At 69.8% G+C, this 17,792-nt stretch carries 16 protein-coding genes; 11 read left to right on the top strand and 5 right to left on the bottom strand.

Annotated features, from left to right (window positions below; translation table 11 throughout):
* Positions 1-90 precede the first annotated feature (90 nt).
* The 5 genes from KV100_RS13935 (at position 91) to KV100_RS20205 (ending at position 6,306) form a co-directional block, all read left to right on the top strand.
* On the top strand, positions 91-1,032 hold the full coding sequence (locus tag KV100_RS13935) for a glycosyltransferase (RefSeq protein ID WP_308291442.1): 942 nt from the start codon (positions 91-93) through the stop codon (positions 1,030-1,032).
* Between the two features lie 177 nt (positions 1,033-1,209).
* Positions 1,210-4,584 carry a fibrinogen-like YCDxxxxGGGW domain-containing protein gene (locus KV100_RS13940; RefSeq protein WP_220343620.1) on the top strand — a complete coding sequence of 1,125 codons (3,375 nt, stop codon included), beginning with the start codon at positions 1,210-1,212 and terminating at the stop codon, positions 4,582-4,584.
* 149 nt (positions 4,585-4,733) lie between these two features.
* Positions 4,734-5,372 (top strand): CDP-alcohol phosphatidyltransferase family protein, encoded by a 639-nt coding sequence (locus KV100_RS13945; RefSeq protein WP_220343621.1) that lies wholly within the window; start codon positions 4,734-4,736, stop codon positions 5,370-5,372.
* Positions 5,369-5,803, top strand: a complete 435-nt coding sequence (locus KV100_RS13950; protein ID WP_220343622.1) for an adenylyltransferase/cytidyltransferase family protein — start codon at positions 5,369-5,371, stop codon at positions 5,801-5,803. The genes KV100_RS13945 and KV100_RS13950 overlap by 4 nt, the downstream gene beginning before the upstream one ends.
* A complete protein-coding gene (locus tag KV100_RS20205) occupies positions 5,800-6,306 on the top strand; it encodes a serine O-acetyltransferase (RefSeq protein WP_220343623.1) in 507 nt (168 codons plus the stop codon). Before KV100_RS13950 ends, KV100_RS20205 begins: the two co-directional genes overlap by 4 nt.
* Here KV100_RS20205 and KV100_RS13960 read toward each other — a convergent pair whose 3' ends face one another.
* Positions 6,307-7,218 carry a glycosyltransferase gene (locus KV100_RS13960; protein WP_220343624.1) on the bottom strand — a complete coding sequence of 304 codons (912 nt, stop codon included), beginning with the start codon at positions 7,216-7,218 and terminating at the stop codon, positions 6,307-6,309.
* Positions 7,215-8,738, bottom strand: a complete 1,524-nt coding sequence (locus KV100_RS13965) for a flippase (protein WP_220343625.1) — start codon at positions 8,736-8,738, stop codon at positions 7,215-7,217. The genes KV100_RS13960 and KV100_RS13965 overlap by 4 nt, the downstream gene beginning before the upstream one ends.
* 155 nt (positions 8,739-8,893) lie before the next feature.
* Between KV100_RS13965 and KV100_RS13970 the strand changes: the two genes are divergently transcribed.
* Positions 8,894-9,520 (top strand): hypothetical protein, encoded by a 627-nt coding sequence (locus tag KV100_RS13970; protein WP_220343626.1) that lies wholly within the window; start codon positions 8,894-8,896, stop codon positions 9,518-9,520.
* Here the strand turns inward: KV100_RS13970 and KV100_RS13975 are convergent.
* Positions 9,442-10,275: a WecB/TagA/CpsF family glycosyltransferase gene (locus KV100_RS13975; RefSeq protein WP_220343627.1), complete on the bottom strand. Its 834-nt coding sequence runs from the start codon at positions 10,273-10,275 to the stop codon at positions 9,442-9,444. The genes KV100_RS13970 and KV100_RS13975 overlap by 79 nt on opposite strands.
* 119 nt (positions 10,276-10,394) lie before the next feature.
* On the opposite strand from KV100_RS13975, the gene KV100_RS13980 reads away from it, so the two are divergent.
* The 5 genes from KV100_RS13980 to KV100_RS14000 all read left to right on the top strand — a co-directional run bounded on the left by KV100_RS13980 (position 10,395) and on the right by KV100_RS14000 (position 16,482).
* On the top strand, positions 10,395-12,011 hold the full coding sequence (locus tag KV100_RS13980; RefSeq protein WP_220343628.1) for a hypothetical protein: 1,617 nt from the start codon (positions 10,395-10,397) through the stop codon (positions 12,009-12,011).
* Between the two features lie 2 nt (positions 12,012-12,013).
* Positions 12,014-13,303: an O-antigen ligase gene (locus KV100_RS13985; RefSeq protein ID WP_220343629.1), complete on the top strand. Its 1,290-nt coding sequence runs from the start codon at positions 12,014-12,016 to the stop codon at positions 13,301-13,303.
* A gap of 42 nt (positions 13,304-13,345) precedes the next feature.
* On the top strand, positions 13,346-14,098 hold the full coding sequence (locus KV100_RS13990) for a 3'(2'),5'-bisphosphate nucleotidase CysQ (protein ID WP_220343630.1): 753 nt from the start codon (positions 13,346-13,348) through the stop codon (positions 14,096-14,098).
* A 43-nt stretch (positions 14,099-14,141) separates the two neighbouring features.
* Positions 14,142-15,254 (top strand): LCP family protein, encoded by a 1,113-nt coding sequence (locus KV100_RS13995; protein WP_220343631.1) that lies wholly within the window; start codon positions 14,142-14,144, stop codon positions 15,252-15,254.
* A 322-nt stretch (positions 15,255-15,576) separates the two neighbouring features.
* Positions 15,577-16,482 carry a ScyD/ScyE family protein gene (locus tag KV100_RS14000; RefSeq protein WP_220343632.1) on the top strand — a complete coding sequence of 302 codons (906 nt, stop codon included), beginning with the start codon at positions 15,577-15,579 and terminating at the stop codon, positions 16,480-16,482.
* A gap of 28 nt (positions 16,483-16,510) precedes the next feature.
* On the opposite strand, the gene KV100_RS14005 is transcribed toward KV100_RS14000, so the two are convergent.
* Together KV100_RS14005 and rfbC are read right to left on the bottom strand one after the other, a co-directional pair.
* Entirely contained in the window at positions 16,511-17,158 is a 648-nt protein-coding gene (locus KV100_RS14005) for a PIG-L deacetylase family protein (RefSeq protein ID WP_220343633.1), read from the bottom strand.
* Positions 17,155-17,736, bottom strand: a complete 582-nt coding sequence (gene rfbC, locus KV100_RS14010) for a dTDP-4-dehydrorhamnose 3,5-epimerase (protein ID WP_220343634.1) — start codon at positions 17,734-17,736, stop codon at positions 17,155-17,157. The genes KV100_RS14005 and rfbC overlap by 4 nt, the downstream gene beginning before the upstream one ends.
* Positions 17,737-17,792: the final 56 nt, after the last annotated feature.

Consider the following 17,792-nt stretch of genomic DNA (forward strand, 5'->3'; position numbering starts at 1 on the left):
ACACCCTCCGTCCTCTGTCGAGGCTACGATCAGATGTTCATGGTCGCTTCTTGAGAGGGGCGGCCGCTGCTACGCCCGCCAAGGATCGCTGTGCCCGTTCCCCCGCCCCGTCCAGGTCCCTCCGTCTCGGCGGTGATCGCGACACGTGACCGGCCGCAGCTGCTGGTCCGCGCGGTCGAAGCGGTGCTGACGCAGGACTACGACGGCGCGATCGAGGCGGTGGTGGTCTTCGACCAGAGCCGGCCCGACGGCGCTCTCGTCGCCCGTCTCGAGTCGTTGACCGGTGAGCGCCGCCGCGTCGTCGTGATCGCCAACAGCCGTGCTTCAGGGCTGGCCGGCGCACGCAACACCGGTCTTGCCGCGGCGACCGGAGACTATGCGGCCTTCTGCGACGACGACGACGTCTGGCTGCCGGGCAAGCTGCAGACGCAGATGGACGCTCTGCTGGTCGCCCCCGACGCGTGGTTCTGCGCAGGTGGAGTCGAGATCGACGTCCGCGGCAGGCGCCACCGTCGGCTCGCCGATGCCCGCCTCGTGACGCTGCGGGAGCTGGTGAGCGACCGGGTCACCGCCCTGCACCCGTCGACCTTCGTCTTCGAGCGCGAGCGCGTCGTCGAGATCGGAGGGCTGGACGAGGCACTCCCCGGGTCGTACGGCGAGGACTACGACCTCCTCCTGAGGGTCGCCCGGGAGTCGCCTGTGCTGGCGCTCGCCGGCCCGTTGGCGACGGTCTATTGGCACTCGGGTTCCTTCTTCGCCGACCGTTGGCGCACCATCGCCGCGGCCCACTCCTACCTGCGTGCGAAGCACCCCGAGTTCGCCGGAGAGTCAGCCGACTCGGCATGGTTGGATGGCAAGACTGCCTTCGCGATGGCGGCCAGCGGTCAGCGCGGCCAAGCCTGGCGGCTCGCGCGGAGCGTCCTGCGGCACAAGCCCTCCCAGAAGCAGGCGCTGGCCTCGCTCGTGGTCATGGCAGGGGTGCCCGCGCAGTGGATCCAACGGTCGGCGCAGGCACTCGGCAGAGGCGTCTGACCGGGATCGAACGGGATCGAACGGGATTGTGAATTGTCTAGGATGCGGGAACTCCGCATCCCATAGCGTGGCTAGGCCGACATCGGGTCGGCGACTGTGTGTGGGAGCATCGACGTGAATTCAGCTGGTTGTGCACGGCCTGTGTGGTCGCGCGGACGTGTAGTCGTCTCCGCCGTGGTGGCGAGTCTCGCCCTCATCGGCGGCCTGCTCGGCGCGAGCCTCGTGGCTCCCCAGCCGGCCGCGGCACAGGCGCCGGGCCGCGACGGTTCGAGCCAGGAGCTCGCGGCCCCGTCGTGCTGGGCGATCAAGCAGGCGACGCCGTCCGCGTCGGACGGCGCCTACTGGCTGTTGACGCCGCAGATGAACGCCCCGGCGCGCTTCCGCTGCGACATGACGACCGACGGCGGCGGTTGGGTGCTCGTCGGGCGCGGTCGGGAGGGGTGGCAGGCGCAGTACGAGGGCCAGGGCGCTGCCGCGTCGCTCCTGGGCGAGCGCACCACCTTCGCCACGACGCAGCTTGCGTCGCGGACGATCGACGCTCTGCTGAACGGGTCGCCGGTCAAGGACCTGACCGACGGCATCCGGCTCCGGCGTGCGCGCGACACGAGCGGGAGCGCATGGCAAGAAGGTCGGGTCACGCTGACCAACCGTGACCGTTGGGTGTGGTCCTTCGGCGCCGGTCACCTGGTCAAGAGCTACCGCTTCGACGGTGGGACGACCCGATCCGGTGGGACAACGACGAACTTCGGTTCCGACAACTCCTACGAGCGAGTGAACACCGAGTTCACCAGCGCTCAGGCGTGGACGTCGGGCTTCGCGTACGGCAGCAACGTCCGAGGGACGACGTCTGACTCCAGCTTCCTCTGGTCGAGCTCCTCGACCGCCGGCTACGCCCGGCCGTACACCGAGGTGTGGCTGCGTCCGCGCCTGACCGAGCAGAACACGACCTACGCCGCAGTTCCCGACAGCGGCTCGGACGCGGTCACCAACCGACGCGTCGCCCGTTCCTACGCCAAGGCCAACAGCTGGGGTGTCACCGGACTGGCGACGAACTACGGCGGCGAAGGAAACGTGGAGGTCCAGGCCTTCACCGAGTCCGACGGCGTGGTCTACGTCGGGGGCAACTTCCGTTACGTCCAGCGAGGGGCATCGGCGTCCGGCGGCGACAAGATCGAGCAGCCCTACCTCGCCGCCTTCGACCGCGCCACCGGTGAACCGGTGCGGACCTTCACGCCGGGGCTCAACGGCCAGGTGAAGACCCTCGCCACCCTCCCCAGCGGCGAGATCGTCGCCGGAGGTCAGTTCACTCGGGCCAACGGACAGGACGCGACGGCGGTCGTCGCACTCGACCCGCAGACCGGGGTGACCTCGACAACCTGGGGCGTCAGGCTCGAGAACCGTGTCTCGGGTGCACCGCTCGTCGTACGCTCGCTCAGCGTGCAGGGCACGTCGGTGTTCGTCGGCGGTGCGCTGACCCACGCGTCACCGGCCTCAGGAGGCTCCGCCAGCTACGCGCGCGGAGCCGTCCAGCTGTCGACGGCCAACGGGACACCGGTCACCACGTGGAACCCAGAGTTCAACGGCACCGTCGTCTCCGTGGACGCGTCGGCCGACGGTGCGCGGCTCTACGCCGCAGGCTACTTCGAGGCGTCACAGGGGACTCCGGCGTTGAAGGCAGCAGCCGTCCTGCGCGAGCCGGGCGCACCCCTGGCTACGCCGACGTGGACGCCGACCTGGAGCGCGTCGACGCGGTCGAACTATCAGCAGGCCATCAAGCAGGTGGGATCGGGCGTGTGGGTCGGGGGCTCGGAGCACTCGATGTTCAGGTTCTCCACCAGCACCTTCGATCGCACGAACGGCAGCATCATGAACGCCGGCGGTGACATCCAGACGATCGCGACCGGTGGCGGTGCGGTCTACGGCGGCTGTCACTGCAACAACTGGAACTATCAGGACGCCTACCTCTGGCCGAGCACCGGGACGTCGTTCACGCAGGCGGACAAGATTGGATGGATCGGTGCCTGGGATTCCCAGTCCGGGAAGACGATCCCCGACTTCTCTCCCAACATCACCTCGTCGGCGGGCGCCGGAGCATGGGCGTCCTTCGTGGACTCTCAGGACATGCTGTGGGTCGGCGGTGACTTCACGAGGGTCCAGACCGGGGCGTCGAGCAGCTCGTGGGCCGGTGGTTTCGTCCGGTTCGATCCGGTCGACTCCACCGCACCGGTGACGCCGACGGGGGTCACGGCCAGCACGCCGACCGACGACACGGTCCGGCTCTCGTGGAACGCGTCGGCCGGCGCCTCCTCGTACGACGTGATCCGCGACGACCGCGTGATCACCACCTCGACGCAGACCACCGTGGTGGTGCCTCTCGGCGGAGACAACCGGTTCTTCGTCCGGGCGGCCGACGACAGCGGGAACCGATCGGTGAGCTCCTCTCGGGTGGTCCTTCCTGACCCCCATGCCCCCGACCCGGTGCTCGTGCCGTACGGCTCGGGATGGTCCTGGCGCAACCAGGCGAGCGCGCCGGACGCCGCGTGGAAGTCTCCGGACTTCGACGACAGCGCGTGGAGCGCGGGTCCCGCCCCGTTCGGATGGGGCTTCCCCGACGTGGGGACGAACATCGACATCGCGGGAGCGTCCTCGGGCCGCGCGATCACGAACTACTTCCGCCGCACGTTCGAGGTCGACCCGTCCGACGTCCGGTCGATCAGCTTCACCACCTGGGCGAACGACGGGATCGTGCTGCACCTCAACGGCAAGGAGATCGCCCGGTCGAACGTGGGGACCGCGGCCGTCGACTACGGGCGGTTCGCCGACTCCGCACCGAAGCATGCTGCGGCGAAGGTGACGCCGGTGACGGTCGAGGTCCCGCGCTCGGCCCTGCGGGACGGAGTCAACACGCTCGCTGCCGAGGTCCACGTCAACTACCGCTCCACCCCCGATCTCAGCTTCGACCTTCTCGCCACCGCGACGTGGGCGGACGGCACCGAGCCGGAGGAGGCGGCCGAGCCCGAACCCGACGCCGAGCCCGAGCCCGTCGTGGCGTTCGGGTCCGACTGGACGTGGCGCAACGACGTCACGGCGCCGGCCCCGGCGTGGAAGGAGCCGGCCTACGACGACACGTCCTGGTCCCGCGGCTCGGCCCCGCTCGGATTCGGCTCCGACGACATCGCGACGAGCCTCGATGTCGAGGGAGCGGCGTCGGGCCGCACCGTGACGAGCTACGTCAGACGGACCTTCACGGTGGACCGCTCAGCGATCGACGGCCTGACGCTGCGGACCTGGGCCGACGACGGCGTCGCGGTGTACGTCAACGGTGTCGAGGTGGGCCGGGCCAACCTCGGTGAGGGCTCGATCGGTCACGGGCGTTATGCCGATGCAGGGGTTCGGACCGCGGCGGCCAAGGCCGACCCGTTGATCATCGAGGTGCCGAAGTCGGTGCTCGTCGACGGTAAGAACACGCTGGCCGCCGAGATTCACGTGAACTACCGCGCGACGCGCGATCTCAGCTTCGACCTGCAGGCGACTTCGGATCCGTCGCAATGACCAACCCGCACACCGACGACGTGGCCAGCCGTCGACCCGCAGACGTCGGCACGGGAGGCCGTTCGTTCGCCGGTTCGCTGCGAGCCTTGCGTAGCGCGCAGAAGCCTGGCGCCGGAGTCCCGCTCTACACCCGTTACGTCAATCGGCCGATGGGTCGTGTGATCGCTGCTGCTGCGGCGCAGGTGAGGCTCACCCCTCACCAGGTCACCGCGATCAGTGCCGTGATCACCCTTGTCGGGCTCGTCCTGGCCGGCGTTCTCGCACCGACCGTCCCGGCAGCACTGAGCATCACGCTGCTCCTCGTCGTCGGCTACGCCTTCGACTCAGCAGACGGGCAGCTCGCGCGTCTGACCGGAGGAGGGTCACCGGCCGGCGAGTGGTTGGACCACGTGGTGGACGCGGCTCGCAACCCGGGCATGCATCTCGCGATCGCCGTGTCGCTGTTCCGTTTCGGTGACGTGGACGCCCGCTGGTTGCTCGTGCCGCTGCTCTTCTCGTTGGTGACGGGCGTGCGGTTCTTCGCGCTCATCCTGGCCGAGCAGGTCACCCCTGTGCCGGCGGGCACGGCGAGCGGGTCGAGTGGTGGGCTGCTGGGGTCGCTGATCCAGCTCCCGTCCGACACCGGTGTGCTCAACCTGGTCTTCGTGCTTCTCCCGTGGCCGCGGTTGTTCCTCGCGGTGTACACCCTGCTGTTCGGCCTCAACACGCTCCTCATGGGTGCGTCGCTCGTGAGGAAGTTCCGGGCTCTCAACGACCAAGTGCTGCCTCGAAGAGAGGACTCTCGATGACCCAGCCTCGTGTCGGCTATGCCAGCGGCGTCTTCGACATGTTCCACATCGGCCACCTCAACGTCCTGAAGCGCGCGAGCGAGAGGTGCGACTACCTGGTCGCCGGCGTCGCGACCGACGACTACGTCCTCGACCTCAAGGGCGCGACTCCCGTCGTTCCCTACGAGGAGAGGGCGATGATCGTTGCGGAGCTCCGCTGCGTCGCCGAGGTCGTCCCGGACGTGTCGCTCGACAAGACGGTCGCCTGGCGCGCACGCACATTCGACGTGATCTTCAAGGGAGACGACTGGCGGGACACGCTGAAGGGGGAGGAGCTGGAGCGCACCATGGGTGAGCTCGGCGTCGACGTGGTCTATCTTCCCTACACCCAGCGAACCTCGAGCACCCTGCTGCGCAGCTATCTCGATGCTGCGATCGGCAGCCGGACGTGAGGCTTCTCGACGTCATCCGGGAGGATCTCGACGCCAACAAGGGACAGCCCAAGGGGCAGCTGGTGGTCGTCGCCTTCCGCCTCGCGCACGCGGCCCGTTCCCCGGTGGACCGGCCTGTCCGTTGGTGGGCCGTCCCTGTCGGGATCGTCTATCGCCTGCTCGTCGAGTGGGTCCTCGGGATCGAGATCCCGTGGAAGACGACCGTCGGGCGCCGCTTGCGTGTCCTCCACGGCGTCGGGATCGTCGTCAACGACGGGACGGTCCTCGGTGACGACGTCGTCCTGCGGCAGAACGTCACCCTTGGCAACAAGCGGGGCGGGCTTCCGTGCCCGGTCGTCGAGGACGACGTGCGCTTCGGTGCCGGCGCGATCGTGATCGGTGACCTGACCGTCGGGACGGGGGCTCGGGTCGGGGCCGGTGCGGTGGTCACGAGATCGGTGCCGCCGGGTGCGACCGCCGTCGGCAACCCTGCGGTCATGCGCCTCCCCGACTCGCCGGCGTGATCAACCCCCGCCCTGCGAGGCTCGACGGCGCTCCTCGAGCGCGGTGAGCCGGCCGCGGAGGCGCCGGTCGAGCAGGATCCGCTCCGGCCGCGACAGATGCTGGGCGGCGAGCGTGACCGCGTCGGCGAACTGCATCAGCGCGGCGTCGACCGCCGGGTCGGCACGCGACTCCCTGCCGCGGAGCCCGTCGAACCACACGGGCTCGAGACCCAGGACACGCAGGCTCAGCGCGCGGTACGCGTCGCGGAAGCCGTCGGACTGCCGTGCCTGCGCGACCCAGGACCGAGCGGCGGTCACCTGGAGCGGGTGCTCCCGCGACAGCAGGGTCGGGACCGCGTCGCGGACGAGGGAGTGCCCGTCCGCAGCGATCCGCAGCCACAGGTCGTAGTCCTCCGAGGGCATCTTCCGATACCCGCCGAGGTCGTGGACCAGCGCGGTCCGGCCGATGAAGGTGGCGTGCGCGACAGGGTTCTGGACCAGCAGGTTGAGGTTCATCGCCTCGGGGCCGAGACGGACCGGGGGGTTGAGCCGCAGCGAGGCCACGCCGGCTCCGAACCGACCGACGGTGGAGAAGACGACGTCGTGACCCTGGCCGAGCACCTGACGCTGTCGGCGGAACCGCCATGGCAAGACCACGTCGTCGGCGTCCATCCGGGCGACGAGCCGAGAGGTCACGCGTTCGAGGAGGAGGTTGAGCCCGTCTGCCACCCCCCGTCGGTCTCCGCTGCGCCAGAGGTGGAGCCTCGGATCGCGGACGCTGCTGAGCAGGTCCCATGTGTCGTCGGTGCTCGCGTCGTCGTGGACCAGGACCGCAGCAGACGGCGGAAGGGCACGGAGCGTGCTCCTGATGGCGGTCTCGACGGTCGCCGCTGCGTTGTGGGCGGGAATGATGACGGTGATCTCGTGACTCATCCGGCCAGGTGCTCCTCGGTACGACCGACGTCACCGACGTCGGTGAGGGCGAGGCGCCGCCGGTCCAGGTAGCACCACGCGAGAAAGACCGGGACAGCAACCGCGAGGCACGCCGCCAAGGACGCCGCGCCGGTGCCGAGCACGAGGACGAGGGCGGTGACGGGAACGCCGACGGTGACGACCGAGACGAGATAGGCGTACGAGACCGACCGGATGTCGAGGCTGACTCCGACGAAGCGCTTGACCTGGTAGGTGGCGAGCCCGGCGTCGACCGCCATGCTGATGCTCCATACGACCGCGGCGCCCTCGATGCCCCAGCGCGGAACCGCGATGAGGTTGCCGATCACGTTGATCGCCAGGGCGATCGCCTTGTTGAGGGCGACCCAGCCGCTGCGTCCGCTCATCAGAAGGAGTGAGTGAACGCTGCCGGCTCCGAGCACCACGACCATGCCTGCAGCAAGGATCTGCAGCGCCAGGCTGCCCTCCTCGAAGCCCGGCCCGAGCCAGCTGAGCACGAGAGGAGCGAACGCGACGAGGAAGATGTTCAACGGGGTGCTGAGCAGCACCAACCACGTCGTGACCCTCGTGAAGAGCTCGCGCAGTCGTGCCGTCTCGCCGTTCCAGAGGAGCCGGCTGAAGACGGGGGAGACGACGACTCGCATCGCGGTGTCGATGAGCAGGGCCGCCGCGAGGAAGCGCGACGCCGACCCGTAGATGCCCGCCGCGGCCGACCCGGCGATCGCTCCCACGATGAGCAGATCGACCCAGACCATCGCCTGCTCCAGCCCGGTGGCGACGGTCCGGGGGAGGGCGAAGCCCAGGATCTCGCGCGCCACCGGGCGAGCGGGGCGAGCAGGAGCACCATCGGTCACCGCGCGTTCGGCGCGACGCACCTGGGCCCAGACCACGGCTACCGCGCAGACGAGGCCGAGCGCGAACGGCGCAGCCCACGCGACGGCGCTGGCGTACACCGCGCCCCCGGCGGCGACGACCGCGAGGATGAGCAGGGGCCTCAGCGCAGGGACGAGGATCCCGCCGATCGCGACGTACGCGCCGATCCCACCCATGCCCCGGGTGCAGGCGAGGAGGACGAGGAACGCGGCGGCGACAGGCAGCAACCAGGCGATCTGCCGGAAGACTGCGCTCACCTCGTCCTCGGTGAGGTAGGGGACGATCACCATCGCGAGGGCGGTCGTCGCAACACCCGCGAGAACGCTGCACCCGACGATCGTCAGCACGGCACCGCGGATCTCGCTCTCACGACCCGACAGCAGCCGAGGCAGGTACCAGACCGCGGCGCTGTCCATCCCGAGCCGGGCGATGCTGACCGCGATCATGAAGACCGCGATCACCTGCATGACGACACCCGCGCCGCTCGGACCGAGTGAGCGTGCCAGGACGAAGGTGAGCACGAACCCCATGAGTGCGCTGAACGACGACCCGGCGAAGCTCAGTAGCGCGGATCCGGCGAGCCGGTGGACCGAGCCTTCTCGACCCGCGTCCTCGACACGTCTGGTCACGACGCGGTGTTCTCCTGACGAGTGCTCGGTGGTGAAAGGGACCGATTTGGCCGGTCCTGCCTCCAGCATGCTAGCGAAGTGGGATGATCGTCCGGCACGTTACGGCGCACTTCGCTGCCGTAGCGACCATGGACCAGTTCTGGGTGAGGAAGCCTGTGAGTCGACGAGTGTGGGCTGTCTCAACCGCAGCAGTGGCCGTTCTGATCGCGTTCGCGCTGGCCTTCGCGCTCGCACCGGATGGGGACGACGCGGAAGCAGAATCCTCCCGCAGGGCTGGTACGCCATCGGCCGACGACCGTGCCCGCGGCGCCGGAGCCGACGGTTCGGCCGTCAGCGCGACTCCGTCTCCGGCGCCCCTGCCTGCCGACGCCGACCCCGATGTCAGGGTCGAGCAGCTGGTCGACGAGACCGCGAGGGTCCTGGCAGCCCCGACAGGCGTCGACGACTCCACCTTGGACCGGCTTGCGACGATCGCTCGCGACTCGGCCCTCGGTGAGGTGAGAGCCGCCCTCCAGGAGTACGAGGCCAACGGCTGGCGCCAGAAAGGGCGCCCCCGGCTCGTCGACGTCACGGTCGGCAGGCTCAGGAAGAACGGCACCGTCGTGATGGTGCGTGCCTGCGTCGACTCGTCTCGCATGAAGCTGCTCGACGAGGGCGGCAACGACCTGCTCGCCGGCAAGTCCGCGGACCGCGCGCTGAACGTCTACCGGCTCGAACGCGAGGGGACGTCAGCGCCCTGGCTCGTGGTCGCGCACCGCTTCCCCGACGACGCGTCCTGCTGAACGGGCGCTCGGCGAGGGCCCCGGACGAGGTCGGCGGACAGTCTGGCGAGGAACCACGTGTTGCCGACCAGGTAGCGGCGGGCGAGACGACGCGGCTCGAGCCGGATCCGCCAGAGCCACTCGAGGCCGCTGGCGATCATCCAGCGGGGCGCGCGCTGGTTGTTGCCGCTGAGCCAGTCGAAGAGCCCACCGCACGTGAGGATTGCGCCGACCGACAGGGTGGCCCGGTGCCCATGCACCCAGCGTTGCTGCAACGGGTCGCCGAGACCCACGAGCAGCACGTGAGGAGCGAAGTCGTTGATCGAGCGGACGATCGCCTCGTCGTCGTGGACGTACCCGTGTGTGACGCACGTCTCCAGACCGGGATAGCGATATCTCAGCTCGGCAGCGGCGGCCTCGGCGACGCCCGGCGCTCCTCCGTAGAGGTACAGGCGCTGTCGCTTCCCCTCGACCATGGCCTGCGCGAGGGGGTGGATGAGGTCGGTCGTCGCCAGGCGCTCGGTGAGAGCGGCGCCGAGGAGCCGCCCGGCCCACACGACGGACTGGCCGTCGGCGTAGGCCAGGTCTGCGCGCCAGACGTCGCCACGGAACGCGTCGTCGCGGCCGGCGAGGTAGGCGACGTTGGCATTGACGCCGACGGCGACGCGGGCGTCCACGCCGTCGGTCCAGGCCACGATGGTCCGGATCGCGTCGTCGGTCGACACCGCGTCGACCGGGACGCCGCACACGGAGGCGCGCGGGGGCATCCCGAGCATTGGTCCCTCCGGGGGCAGGAATCGGGGCATCGGTAGGGGTGCGGTAATACCCCATGGCACACTCTAGAGGCACGGCAGGTCGCCGTGCAGCCGGATCGGCGGTCCCAGGGAGTGCGAACGTGAGTCGAGTCGATGATCAGGCGGCGGGGACCGTCGATCTGACGCACTATCTCTCGGTCGCGCGCGGCGCCGTGGTGTGGGTCGCGCTGGGAGCGCTCCTCGGCGGTCTGGCGTCGCTGGCGTTCCTCTTCTTACGGCCGTCGACGTACACGGCGACGTCTGAGGTAAACGTCAACGTGATCTCGACGGACCCGTTCGCCTCGTCACGGTCGGCCTCGGGCATGCTCGACGGCGCCACGGAAGCCTCGATCGCGACGTCCTACGTGGTCGCCGAACGCGCCGCAGGCCTCATGGACGACGGGACGACGGCGCGCGAGATCCAGCTGGCGACCACCGCCCAGCCTCTCGCCGACGCCACGATCCTCAGGGTGTCGTCGAGCGCGCAGAGCGCGGGAGCCGCGCGCGAGCGCGCCGACGTGGTCGCGCGCGAGTACCTCGAGTACCGCGGCGAGACCGCGACAGGTCGCCGCGCTGCCGTGCTCGACAACATCGCCCAGGCCCTCGCCGACCTCGACACGGAGATCCGCCAGATCACGCGCAGGGCGCAGTCGGGGGACACCACCGGCCTGGCGCGTGAGCGCAAGGTGATCGAGCTCGAGATCGACGCGCTCCGTACCAAGCGGGCCGCCCTGTCGGGGATCGACACGTCGGGGGGATCGATCATTAACCCCGCCGGATCCAACCCGGTGTCGATCGCTCCGAGCAAGAGGGTCGTCGTCGCAGGCGGGGTCCTCTTCGGCGCTCTGGTCGGCGTGGTGGCGGCGTTCGGCGCCTACCGCCTCTCGAGGAGGCTGCGGAGCCGCTCCCAGTTCGTCGCCGACCTCGGCGGCAGCGGCGCCCACGTCCTCACCGACACCACCGTCGGTGAGGACGGGATCGACACCGTCCGCATGCTGCGGTTGCACGGCGAGACGGCGACGGGCGTCCAGGCGGAGACGGTCGCGATGATCGTCTGCGGTGGTGACGCCGACGACATCGTGGCAGCGAGAGCGGCGCTCGTGCTCGCCGAGTCGACGTCGGAGTCGCCAGGACGCGTGCTGCTCGTCGGTCTCCGTGACGAGGACCGTGCTCGCCTCACGGAGTCGCTCGACCTGGAGGAGCACGACGACGGCGCGTGGTCGACGTCGCCGGTCAGCCGCGCCCACGTCACGATGTTCGACCGGTCCACCTTGCTCAGCGAGCCCGACTCGGTGATGACGAGGAAGGTCCTGGCGCTGCTCGAGGATCCGTGCGACGCCCCGACCGTCGTCGTCGTCCCGCACGACGCCTCTGACGCGAGCAAGCTCACCGCGGCTACCGATGCCGACCGCGCGATCGTCGTGGCCCGGATGCGCACGACGCGTCGGACGGAGCTGCGCACCGTCGCGGACCGTCTTCGCGAGAACGGGACTGTGATCGACGGGCTTCTGCTCGTGCGTGAGCGGAGACGCGGCTCTGCACGCCCCGAAGACGTCGACCGTGGCGCATCGCTCGACACCTCCGACACGCCGCCAGGCGCGCCGTACGCCGACGAGCATCACCAGCCCCTCACCTCGACCCAAGAGCTCCCCGCGGTCCGCGACGATCGTGAGCCGGTGGGGCAGGACGCGGCGACGACGTCCGAGTCGTCTCGCTGACGATGGTCGCGAGCACGCGGCGCGCTGCCACGCCGACGCGTGGTGACTCGCTCCCGGCCTGGCCGATCAGCCTCGTTCTGCTCGGATACCCGCTCTGGTGGGTCCTCGGGCTCGGCGACATGGTCTGGCCGCTCGCTGCGGCGGTCATGGTCGTGCTGCTGCGTCGAACGCCGCTCCGGGTGCCCCGAGGCTTCGGCATCTGGATGCTGTTCCTGGTCTGGGTGCTGTGCTCGTTCGTCCAGATCGACACGCCTGGACGGGCGGTGGGCTTCTTCTACCGCTACGCGCTCTACCTGTCGGCCACCGTGCTCTTCGTCTACGTCTTCAATGCACGTCGCGCACTCCCGACGGACAAGGTGCTCGCGACGCTCTACGGGTTCTGGCTGATCACCGTCGTCGGAGGCTATCTGGGCATCCTGTTCCCAGCCTTCGAGCTGCGTACGCCGCTGGCGATGGTGCTCCCGGGGCCGATCCTGAACAACGAGCTGGTGCATGAGATGGCAGTCCGGCGCTTCACGCAGTGGAACCCCGATGCGCACAACGTCATCGCCCCTCGGCCGAGTGCGCCCTACCTGTACACGAACGGCTGGGGCAACGCCTACTCCCTGCTCACACCGTTCGTCCTCCTCCACTGCGCACGGTTGCACGCGAAGCACAGTCGGTGGTTCGTCCCCGCCGCGCTGGCTGTGCCGGTCTCGTTGGTGCCGGCCTTCCTCAGCCTGAACCGAGGGATGTTCGTCGGTCTGGGTGTCGCCGGCGTCTACTTCGCCTTCCGCGTGATGCTGCGGGGTGACTGGCGGGCGCTCCTTGCGATCGCCGGCGTCGGCGTGGTCGGTCTCGCTGCGCTTCAGGTGATCCCCGTCGAGGAGCGACTCGAGAACCGGCTCGAGGTCAGCAGCACGACAGACGACCGTGCGTCCCTCTATGCCGAGACGTTCCAGCGCACCCTGCAGTCGCCGCTGCTCGGGTACGGCGCTCCCCGACCCTCGTACACGGCGGGCGCGCCGTCAGCGGGAACGCAGGGCCAGTTGTGGATGGTGCTCTTCTCGCACGGCTTCGTCGGGGTCGCGCTCTTCGTCGGCTGGTTGCTGCTGCTGTTCGTCCGCACGATCCGCGGCCCCACGACGCTGGCGCTGGTGTGCAACACGGTGATCCTGACGACGATGGTCGAGATCTTCTACTACGGGATCATGATGACGGGACTGGTCATCGTGATGCTCGCCGGAGCCATCGGGCTCGGAGAGGCCCAGGACGCGAGCGCACGCAGCCGCGAGCAGCGGTCCCAGAGGTGACGCGCGTGCGGACGGGCTTCGCGCGTCGGCCACAATGTCGACATGACGTCGACGAACGACCACGACCTCGCAATCTGGCTGGCCGAGCAGGCCGGCGCCGAGCTCTTGGAGGTTCGCCGAGCCGGGCTGGAGGGTAAGGCGCTCAAGGATGCCGGTGACGCGGCGAGCCAGGCCGTGCTGGCGCGGCTCCTCGCCGAGTACCGCCCCGAGGACGCCGTGCTGAGCGAGGAGGCGGCCGACGACTCGGCTCGCCGGTCGGCGCGCCGGGTGTGGATCATCGACCCGCTCGACGGCACCCGAGAGTTCTCCGAGCCGCCGCGTGACGACTGGGCCGTCCACGTCGCGCTGTGGGAGGACGGCGACCTGGTCGCGGGAGCGGTGGCGCAGCCCGCACTCGGCGAGACCTTCAGCACCGCTCGTCCCGCGACGGTCCCGCCTCGTACCGACGGCCCGATGCGCATCGCGGTCAGCCGCAGCCGCCCGCCCGCCTTCGTCGACGCGCTGGCTGCGAAGACCGGTGCCCAGCTGGTGCCCATGGGGTCCGCGGGCGTCAAGGTCATGTCGGTGGTCCGGGATCTCGCCGACGTCTACGTCCACGCGGGCGGTCAGTACGAGTGGGACTCGGCGGCGCCGGTCGTCGTGGCGCGCGCAGCGGGCCTCTTCACGAGTCGCGCCGACGGCAGTGCTCTGGAGTACAACCGTGACAGCCCGTGGTTGCCCGACCTGCTGGTCTGCCGGCCCGAGTTCGCGGACGAGGTGGCAGCGTTCGTGCGTGATCACGGTGACGATTCCTGAGGTTCCCGCCGCAGAGACTGCCCCGGCACGTAGGCTTTCCGCGATGACCACGAGCCCTGACGAGCCCACGCCGACTACTGACGACGGTGGCGCCCGCGCCGACGACCGCGCCGGTGCGGAGCCGTCGACGACGACCCGGCCGGGCGGGCGCCGGACGCTGCGTCGTGTGCTGATCGGTCTCGTTGCCTGCCTGCTCGTGCTGGCGCTCGCCCTCGCAGGTGGCGCGTGGTATCTGCAGGACAGACTCGTCGGGCAGGTCGACCGGGTCGACGACGCCTTCACGGGACTGGAGAACCGACCGCCCGCCAAGGGTGACAGCGTCAACGTCCTCCTCCTGGGCACCGACCGGCGCTCGGACGAGCCGACGACCGGCGACGACGCCGCGGCGCCCACCTGGCTCCCGGGCGAGCAGCGGAGCGACTCGCTGATGGTGCTCCACATCGACGGTGACCGCGAGGGCGCCTCGATCGTCTCCATCCCGCGAGACTCCTGGGTCACCATCCCCGGGCACGGGGCCAACAAGATCAATGCCGCGTTCTCGTTCGCCGGCCCGTCGCTCGCGGTGGAGACCGTCGAGCAGCTCACCAACCTGCGGATGGACCACATCGCGATCATCGACTGGGAGGGGTTCCGAGCGCTGACCGACGAGCTCGGCGGCGTCACCGTCACCGTGCCGGAAGACGTCTACGACTCGGCGCGCGACAAGACGTGGGAGGCCGGCGAGCGCCGGATGGATGGCGAGGAGGCACTCCTCTACGTCCGTCAGCGGTACGGACTGCCCAGTGGAGACTTCGACCGGATCAAGCGACAGCAGAACGTGATCCGGTCGCTCATGAGCCAGACCCTGTCGGGCGACACCCTGAGCAGCCCGACGAAGGCGTACGGCGTGCTGAGCACGGTCACGAAGCACCTGACGGTCGACTCGGAGTGGAGCACCGGTGACATGCGCAGTCTCGTGCTGTCGATGCGCAACCTCCGGGCCGGCGACGTCACGTTCACGACCGTCCCGGTGAAGGGGACAGGTCGCAAGGGCAAGCAGAGCGTGGTGCGGCTCGACCGCGACAAGGGACGTGAGCTGTGGGGTGCCGTCGCCGAGGACCGGGCGACCGAGTGGGTGGAGGCGAACGGCGGGGCCCTCCCGCGCAGCGTCGACTGAGTCGTGCAACCTGGGGTGGGACGCCGCGGCGCCGTGGCACCCTGACCGTGTTGTTCGCCGGTCGATCTCGGGCGACCCTCAGCACACGGGGGAAACTCATGAGACGAGCACCCTGTTCTCGTCGTCGGCGCCGCTACGGCTCTGACGCTCGGTCTCACCGTCGCGCCCGCAGGGGCGCACGGGGGACACGCACCACCGAGACCACCCGCCGCCACCACCGTGGCGGACGGCCTGCTCACTGCCCTGAGCTCGGCGGTCGCCCGCGACGGCACGGTCTATGCCACCCAGAACTTCGCTGGGGTCCTCACGAAGGTGCCGAAGCGTGGCGCCCCCTCAGAGCTCTACAGCTCGGGCGGACCCGGAGGATCCCGGCGGCTTCACCGGCATCAAGTCGGTGGACAAGCGCGGCACCGTGAAGGTCGTCGCCGACACCGGGGCGTACGAGCTCGCGAACAACCCCGACGGTCGCGTCGTCTACGGCGCCCGTGGCATCAGTGCCGCGTGCCGGGCGCAGTGGCCGGCACCCGACCCGGAGACGGGTGAGGGACCGCCGCCTTCCACGTACACCGGTGACGTGAACCCCCACCCGTACGCGACGCTCCCCGGGCCGTCCGGCACCACCTTCGTCGCTGACGCCGGCGCCAACTCGATCCAGCGGATCAGCGCCCGTGGGAGGATCACCACCCTCGCGCTCATGCCGGCGCAGCCGATGGAGATCACCGCCGACCTCGCGGGGGCGTTCGGGATCCCGACCTGCGCCATCGGGGTGACGTACTACTTCGACCCCGTCCCGACCGACGTCGAGTGGGGACCTGACGGGTGGCTGTACGTCACATTGCTGCCTGGCGGGCCCGAGGACGCGAGCTTCGGCGCTCGCGGTGTCGTCTACAAGGTTCACCCGAGGACGGGGCGGACCGTAAAGGTCGCTGGTGGCTTCGGCGGGGCGACGAACCTGGCGGTGACGCCGAAGGGCGACATCTACGTGTCGGAGATCTTCGGCAACCAGGTGTCCGTGCTCAAGCGGGGCAGCCGGACCCCGAAGAGGTTCGCAGCGCTGCCCTGGGCGACGTCGGTCGAGTACGCGAGCGGGGCGCTCTACGCGACGTCCGCCCCAGAGCTCGAGGATCTCTTCGCCGGCCGACCTCCAGCACCGAGGTCGACGCTCGTGAGGTACACGCTGGGTCACCATCACCCGTCCGGGCACAAGCACCACAAGCACCGTCGCTGACGGGCTCGAAGGCGGCCCGACGCGAGGCTCAGCCGTGTGTCGGTGAGATCGCGAGGGTCGCCTTCGCCACGGTGAACGCCTCGGCGTACCTGGTACGAGCCTCCACACCCCGCATACGCAGGAACCCGAAGAAGTACTCGTCGTCCCACCAGTCGCGCTCCCGCTGCGACGGGTAGTGCGCCTGAAGGAGCTCGCACTTGCGCCGTGCGAGCTCGTCGGCCACCGGCACGTAGACGTTGGGGCGACCGAGATCGCCGTCCCGCTTGGGGATCTCGTAGTGGAGCACGAGCGCGTCTCGCCACACGGTGGGAGCCATCGTGCCGAGGAGCCGGTGGTCCTGGTGTGCGTCGTCGGGACGGGGGGCGAGGACGAGGTCGGGCGTGCGCGTCCCGCCGAAGGCGTGCAGCGCCTCCTTCACCTCACCCCAGTACTGCGGCAGACGCCCGTCCGGTAGTCCGAGGAAGGTGGTCGACGACCCGGGAAGGAAGGCGTCGGCGGCGTGCTCGGCCTCGACGGTGCGTTCACGGCTGCCGGTGAGGGTCAACCAGTGGCCGGTGACCTGACCGCGCGCGGCCAGGCTGAGGAGGAGCCCTCCACCACCGATCTCGACGTCGTCGGGGTGAGCAGCGAGGCAGACGACCTCGAGCGGTCCCGCGGGCAGCGACAGGCCGATCATCGCGGTCCTCCGCCAGCGACGCGTGTCTCGATCGTCGCGAGCGCGGTGGCGAGATCGGCCAAGTGCGGCGCCGAGCGGTCGGCGTCGGACATGGCGCCGGGGGCGCTCGGCCACGGGATCGCGAGGGTCGGGTCGTCGTAGGCGATGGTGAGGTCCTCCGACGGATCGTGCTCCCGGCTGATCCGGTAGCTCGTGTCCGCCGGATCGGACAGCGCCTGGAAGCCGTGGGCGCAACCAGGAGGGATGTAGACCGAGCGCTGTGTGTCTCCGCTGAGCCGGAAGGACTGCCACGTCAGATAGGCAGGCGAGTCGGGCCGGAGGTCGACGACGACGTCGAAGATCTCGCCGTACGAGCAGCGCACGAGCTTCGCCTCTCCTTGCCCCACTCGGACGTGCAGCCCGCGGACGACCCCGCGTGCCGATCGCGACACGCTGTCCTGCACGAACTGTGCGGGGTCGATCTTGGCGGATCGCGCACCTGCGGAGTCGAACGTGCGGCTGAAGAAGCCGCGGGCGTCGCGGTGAGGCGTGGGGGTCAGGAGCATCAAGCCTGGAATCGACGTCGGCTGGACGTCCATCGCGGCTCCTTCTGGTCAGTTCCGACATTTTGGCTCAGGGTGCGCTGCGAGCATGC

The sequence above is a fragment of the Mumia sp. zg.B21 genome, from assembly GCF_019550855.1.
Lineage (GTDB): Bacteria > Actinomycetota > Actinomycetes > Propionibacteriales > Nocardioidaceae > Mumia.

Coding starts and splice junctions, on each gene's coding strand:
- KV100_RS13945 (WP_220343621.1), top strand. CDS start 4,734: ATGGGTCGTGTGATCGCTGCTGCTGCGGCGCAGGTGAGGCTCACCCCT.
- KV100_RS13950 (WP_220343622.1), top strand. CDS start 5,369: ATGACCCAGCCTCGTGTCGGCTATGCCAGCGGCGTCTTCGACATGTTC.
- KV100_RS13960 (WP_220343624.1), bottom strand. CDS start 7,218: ATGAGTCACGAGATCACCGTCATCATTCCCGCCCACAACGCAGCGGCG.
- KV100_RS13975 (WP_220343627.1), bottom strand. CDS start 10,275: ATGCTCGGGATGCCCCCGCGCGCCTCCGTGTGCGGCGTCCCGGTCGAC.
- KV100_RS13985 (WP_220343629.1), top strand. CDS start 12,014: ATGGTCGCGAGCACGCGGCGCGCTGCCACGCCGACGCGTGGTGACTCG.
- KV100_RS13990 (WP_220343630.1), top strand. CDS start 13,346: ATGACGTCGACGAACGACCACGACCTCGCAATCTGGCTGGCCGAGCAG.
- KV100_RS13995 (WP_220343631.1), top strand. CDS start 14,142: ATGACCACGAGCCCTGACGAGCCCACGCCGACTACTGACGACGGTGGC.
- KV100_RS14005 (WP_220343633.1), bottom strand. CDS start 17,158: ATGATCGGCCTGTCGCTGCCCGCGGGACCGCTCGAGGTCGTCTGCCTC.
- rfbC (WP_220343634.1), bottom strand. CDS start 17,736: ATGGACGTCCAGCCGACGTCGATTCCAGGCTTGATGCTCCTGACCCCC.